This window comes from Peribacillus sp. NPDC101480 (genome assembly GCF_050277335.1).
Classification (GTDB): Bacteria; Bacillota; Bacilli; order Bacillales; family DSM-1321; genus Peribacillus.
Window position 1 is genome coordinate 230419 of record NZ_JBNNSB010000004.1, and the last position, 23027, is coordinate 253445.

Sequence of the window (23027 nt, forward strand, 5' to 3'; positions counted from 1 at the left end):
GTTTGTGTATCTATGCTTTAGAGTTTTACGACGTTTTTAGCTTGGGGTCCGCGGTTTCCTTCTTCGATTTCAAATTCAACCTCTTGACCTTCATCAAGGCTCTTGAAACCTTCTCCTTGAATGGCGGAAAAATGTACGAAAACATCGTCTTCGTTTGGTACTTCGATAAATCCAAATCCTTTGTCACTATTGAACCATTTTACTTTACCTGTTACTGTCATTCGATGAATCCTCCTAAAAAGTTAAAAAATATTAATGGTGATGATTTTACCGTGATGGAAAAATCAATTTCACACATTATCCAGCACCCTCATTCAAGTTAAAATCATCATACGAAAATGCTTGATAATATGTGAAAGCCTCTTATGAGGCAATTTCCATTTTTTTAATATATACCCACCTTTATAAAGGATAAAACAAATGGAATTAATTTATACATTCCCATTAGGGAAAATATTATTAGACAGGTTTTATAAGGGGAAGCATAACGGTATTGCCGCACAGGAGTTTCCTGGATTGAAATTTGACCGGGCCAATAGGAAAAGCCTTTAGAGTGGAGAATAGGAAAACAATTTGGCATTAAAGTTTTTCACGAAAATAATCGGGTATAGGATAAGTAAGAAAGAAAGGACTGATGAAAAATGAAGAAATTATTAAAAAGGGCACTCATTTTTGCTGCTCCAATCATATTCAAGGAAGTAAAAAAACGCTGGAAGAACAAGCGGAATCAAAAAGCGATTAAACCTGCAAGGTAAACCATGAATAAATGAACGGTAACCATATGGATTAAGATAAGGGGCGCTGATTAAGCGTCTTTTGTTTTGCCATCTGAACAAAACCCCTTATGGTGATTCATTCACCTCTACATCTTTCCTTCATATCGTGTTAAAATAGAAAGGTTGATTGAAATGAATGCAGAGTAGCCAAGGTTTAAGCCTTATGATATATTTCTTCTTACATATATTGTGTATGATCAGGATTTTTGCATACAAAGAAAGGTTGCCATTCCAATGTAAATAATACAAATGAACCCCCTATAAATTTTTTTATTGATGACTCCAATAATGAAAGGAACATTTTATGACTACTTTAAAAGACGAGGTTCAATCCCGACGGACCTTCGCAATCATCTCCCACCCGGATGCAGGGAAAACGACTTTGACAGAAAAATTATTGCTGTTTGGCGGCGCGATCCGTGATGCCGGAACAGTTAAAGCTAGAAAAACAGGGAAGTATGCAACAAGTGACTGGATGGAGATTGAAAAGCAACGGGGAATTTCCGTTACATCTTCAGTCATGCAATTCGATTATGATGATTTCCGTGTCAATATTCTCGATACACCAGGCCACCAAGATTTCAGTGAAGACACATATCGTACACTGATGGCTGTTGATAGCGCCGTGATGATCATCGACTCGGCAAAAGGTATCGAGGATCAGACGGTTAAATTATTCAAAGTATGCCGGATGAGGGGTATCCCGATTTTCACTTTTATCAATAAAATGGACCGACAAGGTAAAACGCCGCTAGAATTGCTTGCCGAACTCGAAGAGGTTTTAGGTATAGAAACATATCCAATGAACTGGCCGATTGGGATGGGAAAAGACTTCGTGGGCATTTACGACAGGTTCAATAATCGGATTGAACAGTTCAAAACGGAAGGGGAAGAGCGTTTCCTTCCATTGAATGACGAAGGTGAACTCGAAGTGGATCATAAACTTAAGGATTCCCAGTTATATGAGCAAACTTTGGAAGAAATCATGCTGTTGACGGAAGCGGGTAACCAATTCTCTGAAGAAAACATTGCTAATGGAAAACTTAGTCCCGTATTTTTCGGGAGTGCTTTAACGACGTTCGGTGTTCAGACGTTTTTGGATGCTTATCTGAAATTTGCACCAGCTCCACAAGCGCGGATGACAACGTCAGGTGAAATGGACCCTGTCAGTAATGATTTTTCTGGTTTCATTTTCAAGATCCAAGCGAATATGAACCCAAAACACCGTGACCGGATCGCTTTCCTTCGCATTTGCTCCGGTAAATTCGAACGTGGGATGAGCGTCAACCTGAGCAGGACAGGAAAACCAATCAACCTTTCTTCTTCCACTCAATTCATGGCTGATGATCGGAACACCGTAAATGAAGCGGTAAGCGGAGATATCATCGGTTTATATGATACAGGTAACTACCAAATTGGCGATACGATTACAACAAGCAAAGACATGTTTCAGTTTGAAAGGCTGCCTCAGTTTACACCGGAACTATTCATGAGGGTAACAGCTAAAAACGTCATGAAACAGAAACACTTCCATAAAGGAATTAACCAACTTGTGCAAGAAGGGGCAATTCAGCTCTTCAAAACGGTCCGGATGGAAGAATATCTGCTTGGTGCGGTTGGGCAACTTCAATTCGAAGTATTCGAGCATCGAATGAGGAACGAGTACAATGTTGAAGTCGTGATGGAGCGCATGGGCAGCAAGATTACACGCTGGGCTGAAGATGAAAAGCTTGATGAAAATCTTCATAGCTCAAGAAGCATCCTTGTTAAAGATCGGTTTGATAAATATGCATTCTTATTTGAAAATGAGTTTGCTCTTCGTTGGTTCCAAGATAAAAATCCTGATGTGGAATTATATAATCCAATGGATTTGAAATAATGAAGAAGCCCGTGTTATATACACGGGCTTCAGACTGTAGACAAACTCGATGAAAATCGAGTTAGTCTACAGTTTTTTTTGTGTGAAAAACTCGAACGTTGATTTCCACTACAGGCACTCGCTTTCCGCGGGCGGTCCGGGAGCCTCCTCGACGCCTTGCGTCTGTGGGGTCTCCCTTGGACGCGTTTTTCCCGCAGGAGTCTCGCACCTTCCGTTCCAATCTACTTTGTCTTAAATTTTAGATAGCCCCCCTTTGTCTACAGTTTTTTTTGTGTGAAAAACCGAACGTTGGTTTCCACTACAGGCACTCGATTTCCGCGGGCGGTCCGGGAGCCTCCTCGACGCCTTTGCGTCTGTGGGTTCTCCCTTGGACGCGTTTTTCCCGCAGGAGTCTCGCACCTTCCGTTCCAATCTACTTTGTCTTAAATTTTAGATAGCCCCCCATTTGTCTACAAACTCGAACCCCGTGTGTTATGAATACAAGAGATTTTTTCATTATCTGGAGATATTTTAATTCTACTATAACTATCGCTTACCTTACGGGTGACCTTATAGACAGGGAATGACTAGTGCCGAGAGCCTCATGATGGCCTCAGCAGACTTTTCTCGTGGGAATGTGGGGTAATTACTTCTATCATTCTAGTTCGCTTGTCCTACACTTGATTCATGCCAATTAGGAATGGAACCATGAAATCCATCCTGCCACTCCAATTGTCATGATATTTAACATAAAGATCATGGAACCATAGGGAGATACAACCAAGAGCATTACCCCAATTTACACCAATACCATTTATCCTCTATTATTTAACAGAAGATACTAAATTTTCTAAACAATAAGGAGGAATGGAAAAATGAAATTTTCTAAAGGGAAACTTGTTTTATCAGGCACCCTCGCTGCCGGGCTTCTTCTATCTACAACCTTTTCGATTCATCCATTGGCGGAGAAACCAGAAGTGACGATTACCCATAAAAATATTGAAGACATTTTATCGAACTTATCCAAGGAGCAACGACAAGCGATTCAGAAGCTGAACGCTGGTCCTAACTTCACCATTTCTCCAGATATAAAAACAAATAGCCCGGAGCTGGTTTCCATTATTGTTGAGTTCGAACAAGCTCCTGCACAGGTCGCGGTCAAAAAACAAGCGGTGCTTGGGAAAAAAATGACGATTGCTTCTGCAAAAAATAACGTAGATCAGTCACATCAAGAATTTAAAAGCTATATTGAATCTTTGAAAAAGAAAAAAGATTTATCCAAGTATGATTCCAGTAAATTAGCGATAAACAGAGAATATAAACATGCATTTAACGGCGTTTCCATGACGTTGCCAGGAGTTGCGGTAAAAGATTTACTTCAATCAGGGACAGTTAAACGAATCTGGAATAATGCAAAAATCCAATTGGAGCTCCCGGTTCAAGAAAAAGGGATCACTCCAAAAATGGCTGATAGCATTCCTCAAATTGGAGTAGATAAACTTCATGAAGAAAATATAAAGGGAAAAGGGATTAAAGTTGGTGTCCTTGATACTGGCATCGATTACAATCACCCCGATTTAACCAATGCATATAAAGGATACCGAAGTAAAGAAGGTGAGAATCCTAAGGACATTGAGCCTTCATCGGTTAAGGGCTGGGATTTCGTCGATAATGATGCAGATCCGATGGAGACAACCTATGAAAATTGGAAATCATCCGGTCAACCGGAATTCACCAGCAGTGGTTCTGCTTACTATACAGCTCATGGTACACACGTTTCTGGAACGATCGCCGCAACAAAAACAAATGAAGTGGATTATGCAGTGAAAGGTGTTGCTCCTGAAGCTGACCTCTATACATACCGTGTGTTAGGACCGTATGGTTCCGGTTCCAATGAAGGTGTAATAGCAGGAATTGATAAAGCAGTCAGTGATGGTATGGATATCATGAATCTATCACTCGGATCATCTGTCAATGATCCGCTTGATCCTACTTCTGTAGCGATCAACAATGCAATGCTTTCTGGAGTTGTTTCCGTTGTTGCTGCCGGTAATGCGGGGCCAGGTGAGAAAACTTTAGGCTCTCCTGGAACAGCTGCCCTTGGCATTTCAGTTGGGGCAAGTGATTCTGCCATGAAGATCCCTACCATAACTGCTGGTGCTGGAAAATATACATTTGAAAACATGAAACTATTAGGCAAAAACTTTTCGGATCAGATTGAAGACTTAACTAGTCAATCGTTTCCGGTCGTTTATGCCGGCATTGGACAGGAAAGCGATTTTGAAGGAAAAGATGTTCGAGATAAAATCGCTCTTATTGAACGGGGAACCCTTACGTTTGATGTGAAAATAAAGAATGCAAAGGCAGCTGGGGCAAAAGCAATTATAATCTATAACAATGTGGATGGAGAAATCACCTCATATGTTGGGGAAGGAACCGACTTTATCCCTACTTTTCGATTAACCAAAGAAGATGGGGAAAAATTAAAAGCTATCGAAAATGGATCCCTTACATTTAAAGATACAGGGAATACAAAAACAGTCGGAGATAATTTGGCAGACTTCAGTTCCAGAGGTCCAGTTAACGGAAATTACGATATTAAGCCAGATATTGTAGCGCCAGGCGTAGCCATTTTCTCCACTGAGCCGGAATATATCAATAGTCCAGATGAAGGGATTGATTACACATCATCGTATGGACGTATGCAAGGTACATCAATGGCTACACCGCATGTTGCGGGGGTCGCTGCATTAATATTACAAGAACACGGGGATTATGACCCGTTTGATGTGAAAGAAGCTCTCATGAATACATCCGTTGATTTACAAAAAGATCATTCGGTGAATGAAGTTGGAGCCGGCCGTATTGATGCCTATGATGCCGTGCATGTGGATACTTCGATAAAAGTATTGGATAAAACCGAAATTGTCAAAGGTGATGAAACGACAGAAATTAACGAGGAAACGGGCTCACTTGCATTTGGCCGGGAATATATAAGAGACAATGATGAAGCGATTGAACTCACGAAAAAAGTGGAAATTGAAAATAAGGGGAAAAAGAAAAAATATACCATTGATGTTGAATACCATAAAAATATAAAAGGTGTACAAGATGCCAATGCAAATGGCGTAAAGGTAAAAGTGAGTAAGTCGGTTACTGTGGCTAAAGGTAAGTCCAAAGTAATTGAACCAACTATCAGCGTACCGGCAAATGCAAAAGAAGGGGCATATGAAGGGTACCTTCACATCACAAACTCTGAAAATGATGAAGAAACGTATCAAGTTCCATTTTCGATCACAGTAACGGATAAAGGTATTGATTACGTTGAAACGGACAGTCCATCCATTGCTAATGATTTCCCGTTTTGGCAATACTATAACCCATTTATGAATGCTATGTTTCAGCTGAAAAGTCCAATGGAAACAGTGGATGTTATCCTAAAAGATACGAAGTCAGATAAACCATTAGGATACGTAGGGAGCCTAAATGCTTCTAGGTTCGAACCAGATAGACCGTATTATATTCTTTTTGCGTTTACTGGTCATGTATATCCATTTACAAACGATCCAGAGCATCCGATTTCCGATACGTATAAGAAACTTCAAGAAGGGGACTACACTCTAGAGTTCATAGGAAGAGATGAGTCGGGAAAAACTTACTCAGCTGGTACTGCTGCAATAGTCGATAACACCCCTCCAGACGTAAAATGGGACAAAGAACCAGGAGTATATGAAATAAATGACTCGATGTTTACCGAAGAAGATGGTCAGAAGGCTTTCTATGTACACGGAAATGTCAATGATGCGACAGTAAAAGTACTTCATGAGAAAGGTTTGGACTATGACCAAACTTCCAATACTATGTTTTACGACACGAGCAAATACGCATATTTTGGCAGGGAATTCCCAATCGATCCTGATGGAAATGTGAAATTCGGAATCGAAGAAAGTGATATTGCAAATGATGCACTTTATCTAAGGTTGGCAACTACAGATATGGCAACAGCAATGAATCCTCAAGATTATGTGTTTTTAAAAGAAGGGACTGAATATGTCACATTAAACTATGATAAAGAAGTGCTGAAAAAGGATGATACCTTTACCATGACTTTATCAGTCAATAATGTAAAACAGTTCCTTTCAGGAGAATATACGATCAAGTATGAAGGTGAGCTTTATCAATTTAAAAATGCTAAACTTTCCAGTAAAATAAAAAAATATGCAAAAGAAAAAGGGTTAAATGTTTCTTTAACCAAACCTGTCGTTAATGATGATAATCAATCTAAAGAAGTCAAGGTTGGCGCTGAATTGACAGGAAAGGCATTTAAAGGTTTAAACGGAGATATGCCTCTACTGGATGTATCCTTTAAACTTGTCGACGATACCTTTTATCATTTATATGCGGGAATGGATGTAGGAGAAGCTTCTTATATAAAACAAGGGGGCAATACTGCAACCAATCTTCCATATTACAGTGTTGACCGATATAAAATCATTTCTAAGCACTCAACTTTGAACGGATCGATTTCTCCAGAAGCGTTTTTAAGTGAGGAAGGATATATTAAGCCAGGTAATATCACAAAAATCGGTGTGAAAGTTTATGCGCAATCCAAAGCAGGGAAAAAATACTCGGGAACACTTGATGATTGGGGTCAATTCTCGATCAAAGGGATCCCTGCATCTAACCAGGAATATACGCTTGTCGTTGAAACGCCATCACATCTCAAGAGCCATACAAATTTCGTTCCAGGTAAAGAAAAAGACGGAACTCTATTAGGACAGAATATAAGACTCAGACCAAATCTGAACCTAGCGGGGGATATCAATAAAGATAAAGTCATAGACATAAAAGATATTCAGGAAGTCGTCGATGCATATGGTATCAAGGATAAATCCGTCATCAAGGAAGATATCAACCAGGACGGTACCGTCGATGAATTCGACGTCAGATATGTCGAGAAGAATTTCTTGACGAAAGGTCCGGATGCACCAGAAAATAAAGTACCGAAAGAAAAGATTGGCAATAAAGGTTTGGAATACTTTTTACGCCTGATTGGACTAGAAACGAATCAATAGCATTTGCCCCAGGAAAAATATATTTTCCTGGGGCTTTTACCATTTTGCTATAATTGGAGGAAAAAGTTAGCATGGGGGAATTTTTGGTGGAGGGTAAAATCATTAAGTTTTATCGGGAAAAAGCCCAAATGACACAAAAGGAGCTGGTACAAGGAATTTGTTCCATTACACATTTAAGCAAGATTGAACGAGGGATTACCGAGTATTCCAAAGAGATGATAACCCTGTTATCCGAGAGGCTGCAGATCAATATAAAAGAAGAGGTCAGAAAATATCATCTATTGGGCCAAAAACTTGATGAGTGGCAGAATGCTTTGATTTCACAACAGACGGAAGACTCAGCTAGGTTAAAAAAAGAAATAGAAGATGAGCCGCTTAAAGAGCTTCCTGATTTTCATGCATCCTATAATTTAATCCTCTCAAGGTACCATCTATTCATGAACCTTCCGGAGAAAGCGTTTGAAGGGATACAAATTATCCAAGGGAAAGAGTCACAGCTCTCATCGTACGAACGCAATTATTTAAAACATATCATGGGCATCTATTATTTCCTGACCGGACAATACAAAGATTGCATCAACATCCTTACGAGCATTGATCATTCTGGATACCATCACAATGAATATTATTATCATCTTGCACTGGCACACCATTCAACACATTCAAATATTGCATCATACTATTATGCTGAAAAAGCGCTAGCCTATTTTCATAAAACATTGAATGTACTAAGAATCATCGATACCGAAACGATGATGCTTGTTCAATTGAACGCAAGGGAGCTGCACGACTTTGAGGAAACCAAGAAAAAATACGATTCCTTAATCAAGATGTGTGATGCTTGTCAGGCATATGATCGAAAATCCAAGCTCCTTAACAATCTTGCTTTCGAATGTTATAGAAGGAAAAGGTTTGCTGATGCAAGAAAATTATACGAAAGGGCGCTTCTGCTCGTTGATGAAGATAATCCTTTTTACACGATGTTTTTGGATGGATACATCAACAACGCGATAAAAGGAAAGTTATTGAATGATACAGAAATCACGGACCTAGCTGAAAAAGGATTGAGACTTGCCCGAAAACATAATGGCATGCCACCCTTTTATTTTCAATTGCATCTATATGCAATCCAGGAAGAGGAAGAAAAATTCTACCGTTTAATAGAAGAAGAAGCTTTGCCCTTTTTCAGGAAAACAGGCTACATAGTCCTGATCGATCATTATGAGAAAAAACTGTTTCATTATTTAGTAAAGATCAATGAGACAACCAAGGCATTGCAATTAGCCCAAATAATTATCGAATCACATAAAAGTCATTATGATGGAATGAATTGAACATATATCTATCGGAAGGAGCTTGGTAATGGTTTGCGTTGTATCAGTGGAGAGAAGTATCACTGATAAAATCGAATTATACTAAATTATTCCTTTGACAATCTCCTGAAACTCCTATATATTTAGCTAGTACTTTAGTGCTTAAAAGCGTTTCAGTAATTGTGAGGAGTGAAAAGGTCCTAGCCTTACCTCAGAGAATATACAACATTGAAAGCGGGGAAAAACATCATGCGTCTTGAAGATGCAAAGCTAAAACTCTCCTTACTTGAAGCAATTGGGGTTTTGGCCATTCTATTCTTAATCATTGCAACTGGTATCATACATTATGGACTTGCCCCCCATATTCCAATAATAGCGGCAATCCTTTTCTTATTTGTTTATGGGAAGATCAAGAAGCTGCCATTTTCAATTATGGAGGCGGCTATAGTCAAAGGTGCAGGTACTGGTATGGGAGCCATTTATATATTCTTTTTCATTGGAATGCTGATTTCCATATGGATGGCAAGCGGGACGATCCCTACCATCATGTTCTATGGGTTTGACTGGATTTCTGGTGAATATTTTTATGCAATCACATTTTTGGTGTGTTCGCTAATTGGGCTCTGTATCGGGAGTTCACTTACAACATCAGCCACTATCGGCGTTGCTTTAATAGGTATGGCGGCGGCGATGGATTTATCGTTGGCGATTACAGCCGGTGCAATCATTTCCGGTGCATTTCTTGGGGATAAAATGTCTCCATTATCCGACTCTACCAACCTTGCATCTGGAACGGTTGGAGCACCATTATTTGAACATATTAATAATATGCTTTGGACTACGATTCCAGGTTTTTTAATATCACTTATCATCTTTTACTTCCTTTCACCGAATGTCAAAGTTGCTCGTGTTGAGGAAATCGAAGCCATGACCAAAGCCTTGGAAATGGAAACGAATATAAGCATATGGAGTTTGATTCCGTTTGTCATCGTTCTAATCATGGCTTTGAAAAAGGTGTCAGCCATTCCGACATTGTCGGCAGGAATCATTTCGGCAGCCATCATCGCTTTCATTCAAACGCCTAATTTGACGGTTGCAAAACTGGCAGATATTTTATACGGCGGATTTGTACTCAAGAGTGGAATGGATCAACTTGACTCAATCTTATCGCGGGGAGGAATTGAAAGTATGATGTTCTCCGTTTCGATGGTGTTGTTGGCATTGGCCATGGGCGGACTATTGTTCGAATTGGGAGTCATACCTTCTATTTTAAAAGCGATCCAGGATTCATTGACGAGTGTAGCGAAAGTGATTTCCGCTACTGTATTTGCAGGAATCAGCGTTAATTTCCTGGTGGGTGAACAGTATTTGTCAGTTATACTGCCTGGGAAAGCCTTTCAGCAGAAATATGAAGATTTAGGCTTGCAGCCCAAAACGCTTGCGAGGGTACTTGAAGATGCGGGAACAGTTGTGAATCCTCTGGTTCCTTGGGGTGTCTGCGGTGTATTCCTGACACAGGTATTGGGTGTTTCAACCCTTGAATATGCCCCATTTGCATTCTTCTGCCTGCTTTGTCCTTTACTCAGTCTGATTTCTGGCTTTACGAAAATCGGTATCCATTATAAATAAAAAAAACAGGCGGTCGGGTCTCGACTGCCTGTTTTTTTATGTGAAGTTCCATAACCTTATAGAGAAGGGGACCCCCTGACATGAACAGAAATGTCAGGGGGTATTTGAACGATTATTTTGAGGACGCAATCTCATCTTTTGGGATGGACACGACCTTTTCTTTCTGTTCAAGCAAGTTCATTCGCATAACGACATTTTGGAATATGCCCATTGAAAGCATGAGCAGCAGTAAGGAAGATCCTCCATAACTGATGAATGGAAGGGTGATCCCTGTAATAGGGATAAGTCCAGTCACTCCGCCAACGTTGATGCCGACTTGAATGCCGATCATGGATGAGATGCCGATCAATAAAAGGCTTCCAAATGGATCCTTGCATTTTGCTGAAAGTACATATCCCCTTAAAACGATAAAACCTAGTGTCAATAAAACGAACCCCACTCCGAATATCCCGAGCTCTTCTGCAATGACAGACATGATGAAATCAGTATGTGATTCAGGCAGGTATCCGTATTTTTGTACACTGTCACCAAGACCCACTCCAGTAAGGCCGCCGGATCCTATCGCGAAAAGTGAATTTACGAGTTGATATCCGCTTTCTCCTGCCGTTCCGAAAGGATCTGCAAACCCCGTAAAACGAGACATCTTATTTTCAGAAAGAACGGAAGAAAAATTCCCTGTCACTATTACACCTAGTGCAAATATGGCAACGAAAATCGCAGTAATCAAAGAGAGTTTGAATATACTCTTAAAGGACATACCGGATGAAATGATCATGGTACTTGAAATCAGGAAAATGACCGCTGCCGTTCCATAGTCAGGTTGTATTCCGATTAAAAAGCATATGAATACAAGAAAGAAAATCGGCGGGATGACGGCTTTATCAATACTATTGATTCGATCCTGCCTTTTTCCATAAATGGCTGCCAAATAAATAATCATGGCTAACTTGGAAAATTCAGCGGGTTGAATCGACTTTGTCCCTAATTTGAACCAGCTTGTGGCATTTCCTGCTGTATGGCCGAAGATAAAGAGGAGCAAAAGGATACCGGCCATTCCAAACATCATAGACATCAAGAACATTTTGTTTTTGTACATCTTATAAGGAAGAATCATCGTGACGATCATTGCCACGAATGAAATGAGAAAGGCCGTTTTTTGTTTCTCAAAGAAGAAATCCATAGGCATGCCGTATCGAGCAACAGCAGTAATCATGCTCGAACTGTAAATCATGACTAAACCAAACAAACAGAGTAATACGACAGCGATGAAAATAGGGAAGTCGTATGCTTTAATTATTCTTTTCACTTGTGCGCTCACCTCAAATATGTATGCGCGAAAAAATCGCCTTCTTATATAGTAACGGAAAATCGTTTATATAGATAATAATTTTTATTCGATATATGAATTTATCCTCCATAAACCAATATTAAACACTAAAACCGAGAAACTTGTCTGCCGGATTTCCTTTTTGCTAATAGCCCAATTCGGATTCCTATACATTACCTTCGATAGCAAACGTGAATACTCCTTTTAATAACTGAAAAATTTTTACTATATATTCCATTTGGCGGTTCTTTAAGTCTGGAAGATTACTATTTAAGGTTATTTATGGAAAAACCTGATGTGATGAAGTGGATACTGTAAACAAATTTGTTAGAGTGGCTCATCTTAAAAGGTATACTTATTTTAGCCCCGGTTATGTGGCACGGAATGGTGCAGGGATTTAATGAAGAGAGCGAACCGGTTGTGAACTTGGTTCCAATGGATTATATTATACAGGCTCCTGCGTCTCTGGCATGATATAAAGAGGGGTGGAAAAACCTCGTACGTTACGTTTAGTGAATTAGGGAAGGCCTACCTCCTTGATCGATCTTAATTAAAAGCATAAGAATGATGGGGAGTACCAATAAAAATAAGGTTAAGCAAGGGGAGTAGTTATGGAAGAGATATATGACAAGCTGGAAGTGTTTTCTCCGGCAACAGGTGAGAAGATTGCGGAAATCGTGCCAACGCCATTGAAGTCGATTCCTCATATATATAAGAAATCAAGACATGCGTTCCAAGAATGGTCGAATCTTTCCATCAAGGAACGGCTGCACTATTTAAAACGGCTTCGTTTATTGATGGTAGAAAAAATGGATGAAATAGCTGAAGTCATTTCAAAAGATACGGGAAAAGTGAAAATTGAAGCGCTGGTTGCTGATATCATGCCAACGATTGATGCAATAAAGCATATCGAGAAACATGCATTGAAAACTCTTTCCGTACGAAAGGTCACCACTCCGCTCATGTTAATTGGAAAAAAATCTTATATCCAATATATGCCCCGTGGAACGATACTCGTCATTTCACCATGGAATTATCCGCTGCAGCTTTCAATGGTACCCATTCTTAATGCTCTAGCAGCGGGAAATGCAGTCATCGCCAAGCCCTCAGAGGTAACACCTTTAGTTGGGGTTTGCATCGAAAAGCTGTTTCTTGAAGCTGGTTTCCCGGACGGAATTATACAGTTTGCCCATGGAGGAAAAGAACTGGGTGCGGCATTAACTGAGCAAAAGCCTGATTATATATTTTTTACTGGATCTGTAAGGACTGGGAAAATGATTGGTGAGGTCGCAGCTAGACAACTGATCCCAACGACTTTGGAGCTTGGCGGGAAGGATCCGATGATCGTTCTGCGTGATGCCAACCTGGAACGGGCTGTTAACGGGGCGCTTTGGGGGGCTTTTACAAATAGCGGGCAGGTGTGCATGAGTGTTGAAAGGGTTTATGTGGAACGTCCTGTTTATAAGGAATTCCTCATGCTTCTTAAAGAAAAGACGAAGTCCATGAGGCAGGGGGTGCATTCGCAGGATGACATCGGTTCAATGACCTTCCCGGCACAAGTTGATATTGTGGCTGGACAACTGGAGGATGCACTGAATAAGGGGGCCGTACTTGAAGCCGGAATACCTCCGAAAGAGTGGAAAACGGGACAGACCCATTTCATTCCGCCGACGATTCTGTCCAATGTCGATCATTCCATGAAAATCATGAAAGAAGAAACGTTCGGACCAGTGTTGCCTGTTGTGCCTTTTGATACGGAGGAAGAAGTGATCGCCCTGGCAAATGAAAGTGAATATGGACTCAATTCCAGCGTTTGGACGATGGATAGTGAAAAAGCAAGCAAAATTGCGTCTCGGTTAGTAACAGGAGCGGTGACGATCAATGATGTGCTGATAACGGTTGCTAATCATCATTTACCATTTGGCGGTGCCAAACAAAGCGGGGTTGGCCGCTATCATGGCGAGCATGGATTAAAGATTTTCTGCCATGAAAAAGCGATCATGATCGATAAAGGTAAAAACAATACAGAAATACAATGGTATCCATATGAAGGGAAATACACGAGTTTTTTATCGCTGTTTCAGAACTACTTTTCTGCCAAACCGAACTGGATTCGTTTCGGCAAAGAATATTTGCGATTGATTAAAATTTCCAAAGGGTACAGAAAATGAAATCCATTTATAAAAAAGATTGTTATTTTCATAACGAGCGCGTATACTATGAATATACTTAATAACTGATTTTCCTTTTCAAAGGGGAGTAGCGTTAGGGTTCGCCCTAAAACAAAGTCGTCATTACGTGAATGTTAAACATTCATCGGCTTTGTTGACATGTTTTCATGTTCAGCAAGACCTTTGCCTATATGGCAGAGGTCTTTTTATTTTGCCAATGCCAGTAGGAAGGAAATACTAACTATTGGAGGTTGAATGGATGGAAGCATCAATATTATTGGAATATGGCTGGGTCCTTCTTATCTTGGTTGGATTAGAAGGGATACTTGCTGCGGATAATGCGGTCGTCATGGCTGTCATGGTTAAGCATTTGCCAAAAGAACAACAGCGAAAAGCCTTGTTTTATGGTTTGATGGGAGCTTTTGTTTTCCGCTTTGCAAGCTTATTCCTTATTTCCTTTCTTGTCGAGGTGTGGCAAGTTCAAGCAATCGGTGCGATTTACTTACTTTTCATTGCTTTTCAGCACATTTACAAAAAATACGCTGGTAAAGGTGAGAAGGAAATCACGAAACCTAAAAAGCAATCCGGCTTTTGGATGACCGTGGTAAAGGTTGAAGCGGCTGATATAGCTTTCGCAATCGATTCGATGTTGGCTGCTGTCGCACTGGCTGTTACACTTCCTGAAACAGGCTGGATGAAAGTCGGCGGTATTGACGGAGGGCAATTCGCTATCATGTTCCTCGGCGGCATGATTGGATTGATCATTATGCGATTTGCAGCAAATGGGTTCGTGAAGTTGCTTCATCAGCGTCCTTCCCTAGAAACGGCTGCATTTTTGATAGTGGGTTGGGTAGGAGTGAAGTTGGCGGTACACACACTCGCACACCCTTCACTGGCTATCATCGATCATCATTTCCCTGAATCAACTCTTTGGAAATCGATTTTCTGGGTCGTTTTGATTGGAATTGCAGCAGGTGCATGGATCATTTCAAGCAAAAAAGAAAAAAAAGAAAAAGAAGAGAAAAAAATACAGGAAGCTTAAAAAAACAGGCGTGCTGGTCACGCCTGTTTTTTTTGCTTTTTCATGTATTTTTGGAGATGACCCTCAAAAGCGCAGGGATGTTTACGAATGATATGTTAAAAGATGTGAATATTAAATTCCGGTTATAAAAATGACAAATGTCCCATTGTATTGGACAAAAATCAGGAAAAAGATAACTTACTGTAATTGCACTGTAATAAACGAGAAAAAACTAAGTATTTTATCATGTTGATATATTATGTGATTTAATTTTTAATGCAAAAATAGTTCTTTTGGTACTGTCTTTTAGACTCCCTCCGCTTAAGATAAGTATGTTGATGCGTATTTTATGTTCAACAGGAGCGAGGTGAGCAAATGCTTGGATTGTTGTTTACAGCATTCAAAAAAAAGCGTTCTTTAGAAGAAACCGTATTGAAAATTCAACAAGGCGATATTAGCCTTCGTAATGATACCATAGAGTCATTCAAACCTTTTATTGCGAAAACTGTGTCATCGGTTTGCAAACGTTACATATATGAATCAGATGATGAATTCAGTATTGGACTGATTGCTTTTAACGAGGCAATCGATAAATATTCCCCGGAAAAAGGCCGTTCTTTATTGGCATTTGCCGAAACCCTCGTTAAACGAAGGGTTATAGATTATATAAGAAGCCAGTCCAAACAAAAAGAAGTCCTATTGGATTTATCACTGAATGATGATAATGAGCAGAGCCATATATATATCGATAATGAAAATTCCATCAATGAATACGAGAAGCAGAAGGAATCGGAAAGAAGAAAAGAAGAAATTCTGCTTTATATAAGCCATCTAGAGGATTTTGGTCTGTCATTTGAGGATTTAGTTGAAAACTCTCCCAAACATGCAGATGCCAGGAAGGGAGCTATTATGATCGCTAAATTGTTAATGGAAGATGACGAACTGAAAGAAATCCTGTTTGCAAAAAAGCGGCTGCCCGTAAAACAGCTTGAGGGAAAAGTGGAAGTAAGCAGAAAAACGATTGAACGGAACAGAAAGTACATCATTGCTGTGGCAATCATAATAAACGGAGATTTTTTGTATTTGAATGATTATATAAAAGGGGCTATCGATGAATGAAAAAAGGAGTTATTCTTTCAGTTAATAAGCGATTTGTTACCCTATTGACCCCCGAGGGTGAATTTCTGAAAACCAAAAGGCAGGAACGGGTATATGAAGTGGGTGAGGAAATCACTTTTTCACCTGCTAAACAAAAGTTCACTTTAGCCTTTTCCAATTTTCATTCATCTTTCAAAAAAACGGCCGTGCTAAGCATTGCCTCCACCTTCTTGATTCTGTTTTCGATTCTTCCTTCTTATTTCTCTGGTCCTGTGTCGGCATATATGACGATAGATGTGAATCCAAGCATTGAATTGGAGCTTGACGATGATTTAGAAGTTCTCAAACTTACCGGTTTAAATGAAGACGGCAAGCTTGTGATTGGTCAGCTGAAGGACTGGAAAGGCAAGGATATAAAGACTGTTACAAACCGGATCGTTGAAACGACGAAGCAACTTGGTTATTTGAAAGGAAATAAACAAATTGTGGTTTCCACAACGTTATTGGAAAAAGATAAAGAACTGGATAAGAATTTAAAAGAAGAGATAAAAGAAATTTCTGAGCAGGATAATGTTTCTAACACAAAAATGAAAGTGATCCAGGCAACAAAAAGCGATCGGAAGCAAGCAAGGGAACAAGGCATATCCACTGGAAAGTATCTCGAAAAGAAGTTGAATGAAGATAAAGATAAGGATAAGGTAAAAGTCAATAAGAGGGAGCCTGCTCCAGCACCAGATAAAAAAGTCGAGGATAAGGGTGTTAATCCGAAAGAGAAGAGCGTAACGCTGAGTACGGAAAACAAATCGGATGGAGAAAAGAAAAAAGAGAATAATGAAATTGAAATAAAGCAAAAGCAGGCCAATGAAGACAAACCGACTGAACGGAAAAACGCGGGTATGGAAGTTACCAAAATTAAGAAACAAAATGAACGGGAAGATACAATTGGAAAACGGAAACGGGATGCAGTAAATGGACACAAGGAAAAAAGCAACGAGACAAAAGAAAAATCCGAAAGCGACCACAGCAACCAATCAAAGAACAAGCAGAAAAATGAAAAGAATGATAAAAAGTTCGATGTAAAAAAAGTTTCTTCAGCCAAAGAAAATAATAATGATCATTTAAAGCACGAAAGTAAAAATAAACAAGCTAACCAAGTGAAGCAGGCTAATCGGGATAAGCAAGCAAAACAGCATAAGCAAAATAAACAAGATTGGGATAAGTCGAAAAGGGGTATCGGCAATAATGGAAAAGGAAATGGACATAATGATTAAAAAGAGTCCAGCATGCAGCTGGACTCTTAGCCATGGATATTTAATTGTGTTAGGAATTATTGACCTTTAAGTTGAGATTGTGCTTGTTGTACAAGGCGTTTCGTAATTTCTCCGCCAACTGAACCATTGGCACGTGCTGAAGTATCGGAACCTAATTGTACACCGAATTCAGATGCAATTTCATATTTGATTTGTTCTAATGCTTGTTCGATTCCAGGAACAAGAAGATTGTTACTGCTGTTAGCCATTTTTAAATCTCCCCTTTACTTTTTCAACGGCTTTTGCCGCTGTAATGATAGTATAAGTAGAATGTCGAGTTTTACTTATATGAGCAGTACCAAACTTATTGGTAAACCTGCCTTTTTGTTGTAAGTAAGTCAGTTTTAAAAGAGAATGGAAAAAAGAATGAAAAAAGGGTAAACTAGATATTTAATGGTTATGTGATTCACATAACTATATAGGAGTAAGAAAGGAAACTCTTTATGTTTGCTATCAAAAAAATATTATCAAAGTTAACACCAGCTCAGCTTATTGTCGGTTATTATTTTTTGGCCGTCACTATCTCGACCGTACTGTTGAGCTTGCCGGTTGCTCTGAAGCCAGGCGTGGAATTTAAATTCATGGATGCTTTATTCACAGCCGTAAGTGCAGTTAGTGTGACAGGTCTGACAGTTGTTAGTTTGCCTGAAGTGTATAATGAGGTAGGCTATTTCATTCTAATGTTCGTTCTCCAATTTGGCGGTATTGGCATCATGACACTCGGAACCTTTTTCTGGCTTATAGTGGGAAAGAAAATCGGTTTGAAGGAAAGGCAATTGATCATGACTGATCAAAATCAATCGAATCTTTCGGGCCTTGTTAAATTATTGATCCAAATCATTCAGATATTTGTCGTAATTGAAATGATTGGAGCTCTCGTTTTAGGTATTTACTTTCTGAATTTTTTTCCAGACTGGAAAGAGGCCTTTTTAAATGGCTTATTTTTAGCCGTAAGTGCCACCACGAATGCTGGTTTTGATATTACCGGTATATCGATGATTCCATTTAAAGACGATTATTTTGTACAGTTCATTACGATTATCCTGCTTACCCTTGGCGCCATTGGGTTTCCTGTTTTAATTGAGCTGAAAGAGTTTTTGTCCAATAGGGCCCGTACTTATAAGTTTCATTTTTCTTTGTTCACGAAGCTGACCTCAGTCACCTTCTTTTCCCTTATAATTGGGGGAACGATCCTGATTTACCTCCTGGAAATAAATGGATTCTTCAAAAATAAGAGCTGGCATGAATCGTTCTTCTACTCTTTATTTATGTCCTCCAATACTCGAAGCGGCGGGTTAGCAACAATGAATGTGAGTGACTTTTCGGAACCGACCCTTTTATTGATGAGCATTTTGATGTTCATTGGAGCATCCCCAAGTTCAGTCGGGGGAGGAATCCGGACAACTACATTGGCCATCATGATTCTATTTTTATGGAATTTCATGAGAGGAAGGCGTTCCATTAAAGTGTTCAAACGGGAAATTCACCCCGATGATATCCGAAAAGCGACTGCAGTTATGATCATGGGATCCCTCCTTTGCATAATGGCGGTCTTCATTTTATCAATTACCGAAAATTTCACTTTGATGCAAATCATTTTTGAGGTATGTTCGGCTTTCGGCTCAGTCGGCCTTTCGATGGGAATAACGCCTGACCTCAGCAATACCGGTAAAATTGTCATCATGATCATTATGTTCATTGGCCGTGTCGGGATAACCTCCCTCCTGTATATCATAGGCCATAAAGAAGTTACGGAAAATTTCCATTATCCAAAAGAACGCGTCATCATTGGGTAAATGATTTAAGCTTAACAATGACCTTTCCACCCGTGGAAAGGTTTTTTGTGTTGTTTGCAGGAATCATGGATAAAATGTTGAAATTTACCTATAAGTGAGTTTTCCACCATTTCTATTTAAAAGATATGCTAATTTAATCCCTTACTTGGAATTCGATCAGATGAAGTATAAATCATTTTGGTAAGGAGGTGGAAGAAGTGAAGAAATATACAGGAAGAATCTTTGTCCCTGCCCTTTTCTTCATATTGATACTGCCCTATATAGGGTGGCTGGGTCATGAAGAACGCAGGTTTTCCGCCTTTGCAGGAATATATTTAATCGTAATTTTGACCATAGCCTGGTGTTTGGGTGCCAACTTTGATCATAAACGTAAAACGATTGCTTTATTGCAGGATAGCGAAGGGCGTTATCGCATTATCTCCAATTACTCCAAAGAACTGGTCAATAGCTTCAATGAGGTTATTTTCCAGACGGATGATAAAGGAAATTGGCTGTACTTAAACCCGGCATGGAAATCGATGAGTGGTGCAACCGTGAATGAATCCCTGGGACTTCACTTTTCTAAACATATGGATAAAAATTCTTATCAGGATGTATTAAAGGCCTTTGCGGACACCTTTCATCGAGGGAATAAATACTTTCGCGCGGACATCAAACTAAATGCGAAAAAGGGAACAAGTTGGGTTGAAGCATTCGTTAAACTAATTTATGATGACGCTGGGAAATTCATCGGGACGGCGGGCATATTATCGGAAATCAATGAACGTAAACATGCGGAAGAGAAGCTTGTGAGCCTAAACGAACATTTGGCAATTACATCAAGCAAATTATCAACGGCTGCCCAACTTGCGGCAGGGATTGCACATGAGGTCAGGAACCCGATGACAGCGATAATGGGATTCGTGAAGTTGATTAAAGATGGCGGTGCCGAAAAGCAGGAGTACTATGATATTATTTTTTCGGAAATAAATCGAATTGAGCAAGTGCTGAATGAACTCTTGCTGCTATCGAAACCTGCTGAGGCGGTTTTTCTTGAGAAGGATTTAAAGGAAAGCTGCAACCATGTCGTGACGTTGTTGGAGACAAACGCCGTACTGAACGATATTCAAATTCATAAAAATTATGATTCGGAACCTATTTTTATGTACTTTGATGAAAACCAAATCAAGCAAGTACTAATAAACATGATAAAAAATTCCATAGAATCGATGCCGAATGGCGGAAATATTTTTGTAAGCATAAATGGGGAAAATGGGGAAGTTTTTTTGAGCATTTTGGACGAAGGGGAGGGTATTCCGGAAAACTCCCTGCAAAAAGTAGGAGAACCATTTTTTACTACAAAAACATCAGGAACAGGATTGGGTCTTTCCGTTTGTTTTAGAATCATCGAAAATCATGGCGGAAAAGTTTTCATCACAAGTGAACTGAAAAAAGGTACGAAAATCGTATGTATATTTCCCACCGTCCAAAAAAAGGAATATAGTGGGAAAGAAAAGGTCCAGGTACAGGGCTTTGAATGATAAGAAAATAATGATTTAATTGTTGAAAAAATCTGAATGTTGTGTATATAATTTAAAAGTAATAACATACTAACCGGTCAGTTAGTTTAAAAGGAGGATTCAATTTGAACTTTAAACATACTCAAAAGGTGAAAAACTTGGAAAAGAAGTTAACGGAATTCATGGAAAAGTACGTATACCCAAATGAATCAATATACAAAAAGCAGCTCGAAGCACAGAAGAGCCGCTGGAGTGAAATACCCCCGATATTATCTGAATTGACGGCAAAAGCAAAGGAAGAAGGATTATGGAATTTATTTTTACCTGATAGCGATTACGGTGCGGGTTTAACAAATCTAGAATATGCCCCGCTTTGTGAAATCATGGGTAGGTCGACGATAGGACCTGAAATCTTCAACTGTAATGCGCCGGACACAGGTAATATGGAAGTGTTGGTGCGATACGGTTCGGAGGAACATAAAGAACGCTGGCTGAAGCCCTTGCTTGCTGGGGAAATCCGCTCATGCTTCTCGATGACGGAACCGGAAGTGGCGTCTTCCGATGCGACCAATATCGAATGCAGGATAGAAAAGACGGGTAATGAGTATGTCATAAACGGCCGAAAATGGTGGTCTTCGGGAGCAGGCGATCCTCGATGCAAGATTGCCATCGTCATGGGTAAGACAGATCCTGAGGCGTCCAAGCATGAACAACAGTCAATGATTCTTGTACCGCTGGATACACCGGGTGTCAAAATCGAGAGAATGCTCCCTGTGTTTGGCTATGATCATGCCCCGCATGGCCATGCTGAAATCACTTTTGAAAATGTGAGGGTCCCGGCAACGAATATTCTATGGGGTGAAGGCAAAGGATTTGCAATTGCCCAAGGACGACTCGGACCCGGAAGGATTCATCATTGCATGAGGCTGATCGGCGCTGCTGAAAGAGCACTTGAAGAATTATGTAAGCGCATTCAAAATCGTGTCGCTTTTGGTAAAACATTGGCGAGACAAGGTGTGATCATGGAGTGGGTCGCCGATTCACGGATTGAAATCGAACAAGCGAGACTTCTGACCCTAAAAGCCGCTTATATGATGGATACTGTCGGGAACAAGGAAGCGAAGGCGGAGATTGCCATGATAAAAGTGGTGGCACCAAATATGGCATTGAAAGTGCTGGACAGGGCCATCCAAGGCTTTGGAGCTGCAGGGATCTCCGATGATTTCCCTTTTGCTGCACATTGGGCAAATGCACGGACGTTAAGGCTTGCTGATGGGCCAGATGAAGTTCACCGCTCACAAGTTGCTAAAATAGAACTTCGAAAATACCAACAAAAGCATGAGGTGAAAATATGAAAGTTACCGATTTATTCGATTTGACTGGAAAGACGGCGATCATAACCGGCGGAGGGAGAGGATTGGGAGCACAAATAGCGACTGGCTTTGCCGAAGCTGGGGCGAATGTAGTTCTTTGTTCAAGGAAGAAGGAGGCATGCGACGAAGTTGCTTCACAAATCGAAAAGCTTGGAGTCAAGGCGCTTTCCTTCAAGTGTGATATCACCAATCCGTCAGATGTACAGGAAGTTGTTAACGAAACTTGCCGAGAATTCGGTGCCATCGACATTTTAGTAAACAATAGCGGGGCATCCTGGGGGGCACCGGCCATCGACATGCCCCTTGAAGCATGGCAGAAGGTGATGAATGTCAATGTAACCGGAACCTTTATCATGAGCCAGACAGCAGGCAGGGTCATGATTGAGCAGGGACATGGGAAAATCATAAATATCGCTTCCGTCGCCGGATTAGGGGGGACCGACCCTAGGGTGCTCGATACGGTCGGATATAATACGAGTAAAGGGGCGGTCATTACTTTAACGAAGGATTTAGCTGTTAAATGGGGTCAGCATAATATCAATGTAAATGCAATCGCACCAGGATTCTTTCCGACAAAAATGACGAAAGGGGTTCTTGAGCAAGGAAAGAATCCTATCTTGGATTCCACTCCGCTAAAAAGATTAGGGAGTGATGATGATTTAAAAGGGGCAGCGGTTTTCCTTGCCTCGAAGGCATCTGATTTTGTGACTGGAAATATCCTGATCGTCGATGGGGGTTCACATGCAAAGTAATGAAAGGTAAGTAAATATGGCTGGAGGGT

General features: G+C 40.2%; 15 protein-coding genes. 12 read left to right on the forward strand and 3 right to left on the reverse strand.

What is annotated here, in order from left to right; all coding sequences use genetic code 11:
• Window positions 1–17 precede the first annotated feature (17 nt).
• A complete protein-coding gene (locus tag ACQKMF_RS15440) occupies window positions 18–221 on the reverse strand; it encodes a cold-shock protein (RefSeq protein WP_061462203.1) in 204 nt (67 codons plus the stop codon).
• Between the two features lie 859 nt (window positions 222–1080).
• On the opposite strand from ACQKMF_RS15440, the gene ACQKMF_RS15445 reads away from it, so the two are divergent.
• From ACQKMF_RS15445 to nhaC, 4 genes are all read left to right on the forward strand, one after another.
• Window positions 1081–2655 carry a peptide chain release factor 3 gene (locus tag ACQKMF_RS15445; RefSeq protein ID WP_076366909.1) on the forward strand — a complete coding sequence of 525 codons (1575 nt, stop codon included), beginning with the start codon at window positions 1081–1083 and terminating at the stop codon, window positions 2653–2655.
• 854 nt (window positions 2656–3509) lie between these two features.
• A complete protein-coding gene (locus ACQKMF_RS15450) occupies window positions 3510–7709 on the forward strand; it encodes a S8 family serine peptidase (protein ID WP_427573940.1) in 4200 nt (1399 codons plus the stop codon).
• Window positions 7710–7780: 71 nt separating this feature from the next.
• Window positions 7781–9043: a helix-turn-helix domain-containing protein gene (locus tag ACQKMF_RS15455; protein WP_402941592.1), complete on the forward strand. Its 1263-nt coding sequence runs from the start codon at window positions 7781–7783 to the stop codon at window positions 9041–9043.
• Between the two features lie 228 nt (window positions 9044–9271).
• Window positions 9272–10651, forward strand: a complete 1380-nt coding sequence (gene nhaC / locus ACQKMF_RS15460; RefSeq protein WP_230177631.1) for a Na+/H+ antiporter NhaC — start codon at window positions 9272–9274, stop codon at window positions 10649–10651.
• 112 nt (window positions 10652–10763) lie between these two features.
• Here the strand turns inward: nhaC and ACQKMF_RS15465 are convergent, their stop codons facing one another.
• The gene (locus ACQKMF_RS15465; RefSeq protein WP_230177630.1) at window positions 10764–11957 is read right to left on the reverse strand and encodes an FtsW/RodA/SpoVE family cell cycle protein; all 1194 of its coding nucleotides are present in this window, start codon (window positions 11955–11957) and stop codon (window positions 10764–10766) included.
• A gap of 632 nt (window positions 11958–12589) precedes the next feature.
• Between ACQKMF_RS15465 and ACQKMF_RS15470 the strand changes: the two genes are divergently transcribed.
• The 4 genes from ACQKMF_RS15470 to ACQKMF_RS15485 all read left to right on the forward strand — a co-directional run bounded on the left by ACQKMF_RS15470 (window position 12590) and on the right by ACQKMF_RS15485 (window position 17539).
• Window positions 12590–14149: an aldehyde dehydrogenase family protein gene (locus ACQKMF_RS15470; protein WP_427573944.1), complete on the forward strand. Its 1560-nt coding sequence runs from the start codon at window positions 12590–12592 to the stop codon at window positions 14147–14149.
• A 259-nt stretch (window positions 14150–14408) separates the two neighbouring features.
• Entirely contained in the window at window positions 14409–15191 is a 783-nt protein-coding gene (locus tag ACQKMF_RS15475) for a TerC family protein (RefSeq protein WP_101224482.1), read from the forward strand.
• 354 nt (window positions 15192–15545) lie between these two features.
• Window positions 15546–16289 (forward strand): RNA polymerase sigma factor SigI, encoded by a 744-nt coding sequence (gene sigI, locus ACQKMF_RS15480; protein WP_101224483.1) that lies wholly within the window; start codon window positions 15546–15548, stop codon window positions 16287–16289.
• Window positions 16286–17539 carry an anti-sigma-I factor RsgI family protein gene (locus ACQKMF_RS15485; protein WP_427573947.1) on the forward strand — a complete coding sequence of 418 codons (1254 nt, stop codon included), beginning with the start codon at window positions 16286–16288 and terminating at the stop codon, window positions 17537–17539. Before sigI ends, ACQKMF_RS15485 begins: the two co-directional genes overlap by 4 nt.
• Window positions 17540–17595: 56 nt before the next feature.
• Here ACQKMF_RS15485 and ACQKMF_RS15490 read toward each other — a convergent pair whose 3' ends face one another.
• Window positions 17596–17787: an alpha/beta-type small acid-soluble spore protein gene (locus ACQKMF_RS15490; RefSeq protein WP_034314196.1), complete on the reverse strand. Its 192-nt coding sequence runs from the start codon at window positions 17785–17787 to the stop codon at window positions 17596–17598.
• Window positions 17788–18021: 234 nt separating this feature from the next.
• Here ACQKMF_RS15490 and ACQKMF_RS15495 point away from each other — a divergent pair, with 234 nt between their 5' ends.
• The 4 genes from ACQKMF_RS15495 (at window position 18022) to ACQKMF_RS15510 (ending at window position 22998) form a co-directional block, all read left to right on the forward strand.
• On the forward strand, window positions 18022–19374 hold the full coding sequence (locus ACQKMF_RS15495) for a TrkH family potassium uptake protein (protein WP_101224485.1): 1353 nt from the start codon (window positions 18022–18024) through the stop codon (window positions 19372–19374).
• A 197-nt stretch (window positions 19375–19571) separates the two neighbouring features.
• Window positions 19572–20894, forward strand: coding sequence for an ATP-binding protein (locus ACQKMF_RS15500; RefSeq protein WP_157831110.1), 1323 nt, complete (start codon window positions 19572–19574; stop codon window positions 20892–20894).
• A gap of 104 nt (window positions 20895–20998) precedes the next feature.
• Window positions 20999–22228 carry an acyl-CoA dehydrogenase gene (locus ACQKMF_RS15505; RefSeq protein WP_427573950.1) on the forward strand — a complete coding sequence of 410 codons (1230 nt, stop codon included), beginning with the start codon at window positions 20999–21001 and terminating at the stop codon, window positions 22226–22228.
• Entirely contained in the window at window positions 22225–22998 is a 774-nt protein-coding gene (locus ACQKMF_RS15510) for an SDR family oxidoreductase (RefSeq protein ID WP_101224488.1), read from the forward strand. Before ACQKMF_RS15505 ends, ACQKMF_RS15510 begins: the two co-directional genes overlap by 4 nt.
• Window positions 22999–23027 lie beyond the last annotated feature (29 nt).

Excerpts from the sequence above, each read along its gene's own strand:
- ACQKMF_RS15440 (WP_061462203.1), bottom strand. The coding sequence starts at position 221 with ATGACAGTAACAGGTAAAGTAAAATGGTTCAATAGTGACAAAGGATTT.
- ACQKMF_RS15445 (WP_076366909.1), top strand. The coding sequence starts at position 1,081 with ATGACTACTTTAAAAGACGAGGTTCAATCCCGACGGACCTTCGCAATC.
- ACQKMF_RS15450 (WP_427573940.1), top strand. The coding sequence starts at position 3,510 with ATGAAATTTTCTAAAGGGAAACTTGTTTTATCAGGCACCCTCGCTGCC.
- ACQKMF_RS15455 (WP_402941592.1), top strand. The coding sequence starts at position 7,781 with ATGGGGGAATTTTTGGTGGAGGGTAAAATCATTAAGTTTTATCGGGAA.
- nhaC (WP_230177631.1), top strand. The coding sequence starts at position 9,272 with ATGCGTCTTGAAGATGCAAAGCTAAAACTCTCCTTACTTGAAGCAATT.
- ACQKMF_RS15470 (WP_427573944.1), top strand. The coding sequence starts at position 12,590 with ATGGAAGAGATATATGACAAGCTGGAAGTGTTTTCTCCGGCAACAGGT.
- ACQKMF_RS15475 (WP_101224482.1), top strand. The coding sequence starts at position 14,409 with ATGGAAGCATCAATATTATTGGAATATGGCTGGGTCCTTCTTATCTTG.
- sigI (WP_101224483.1), top strand. The coding sequence starts at position 15,546 with ATGCTTGGATTGTTGTTTACAGCATTCAAAAAAAAGCGTTCTTTAGAA.
- ACQKMF_RS15485 (WP_427573947.1), top strand. The coding sequence starts at position 16,286 with ATGAAAAAAGGAGTTATTCTTTCAGTTAATAAGCGATTTGTTACCCTA.
- ACQKMF_RS15490 (WP_034314196.1), bottom strand. The coding sequence starts at position 17,787 with ATGGCTAACAGCAGTAACAATCTTCTTGTTCCTGGAATCGAACAAGCA.
- ACQKMF_RS15495 (WP_101224485.1), top strand. The coding sequence starts at position 18,022 with ATGTTTGCTATCAAAAAAATATTATCAAAGTTAACACCAGCTCAGCTT.
- ACQKMF_RS15510 (WP_101224488.1), top strand. The coding sequence starts at position 22,225 with ATGAAAGTTACCGATTTATTCGATTTGACTGGAAAGACGGCGATCATA.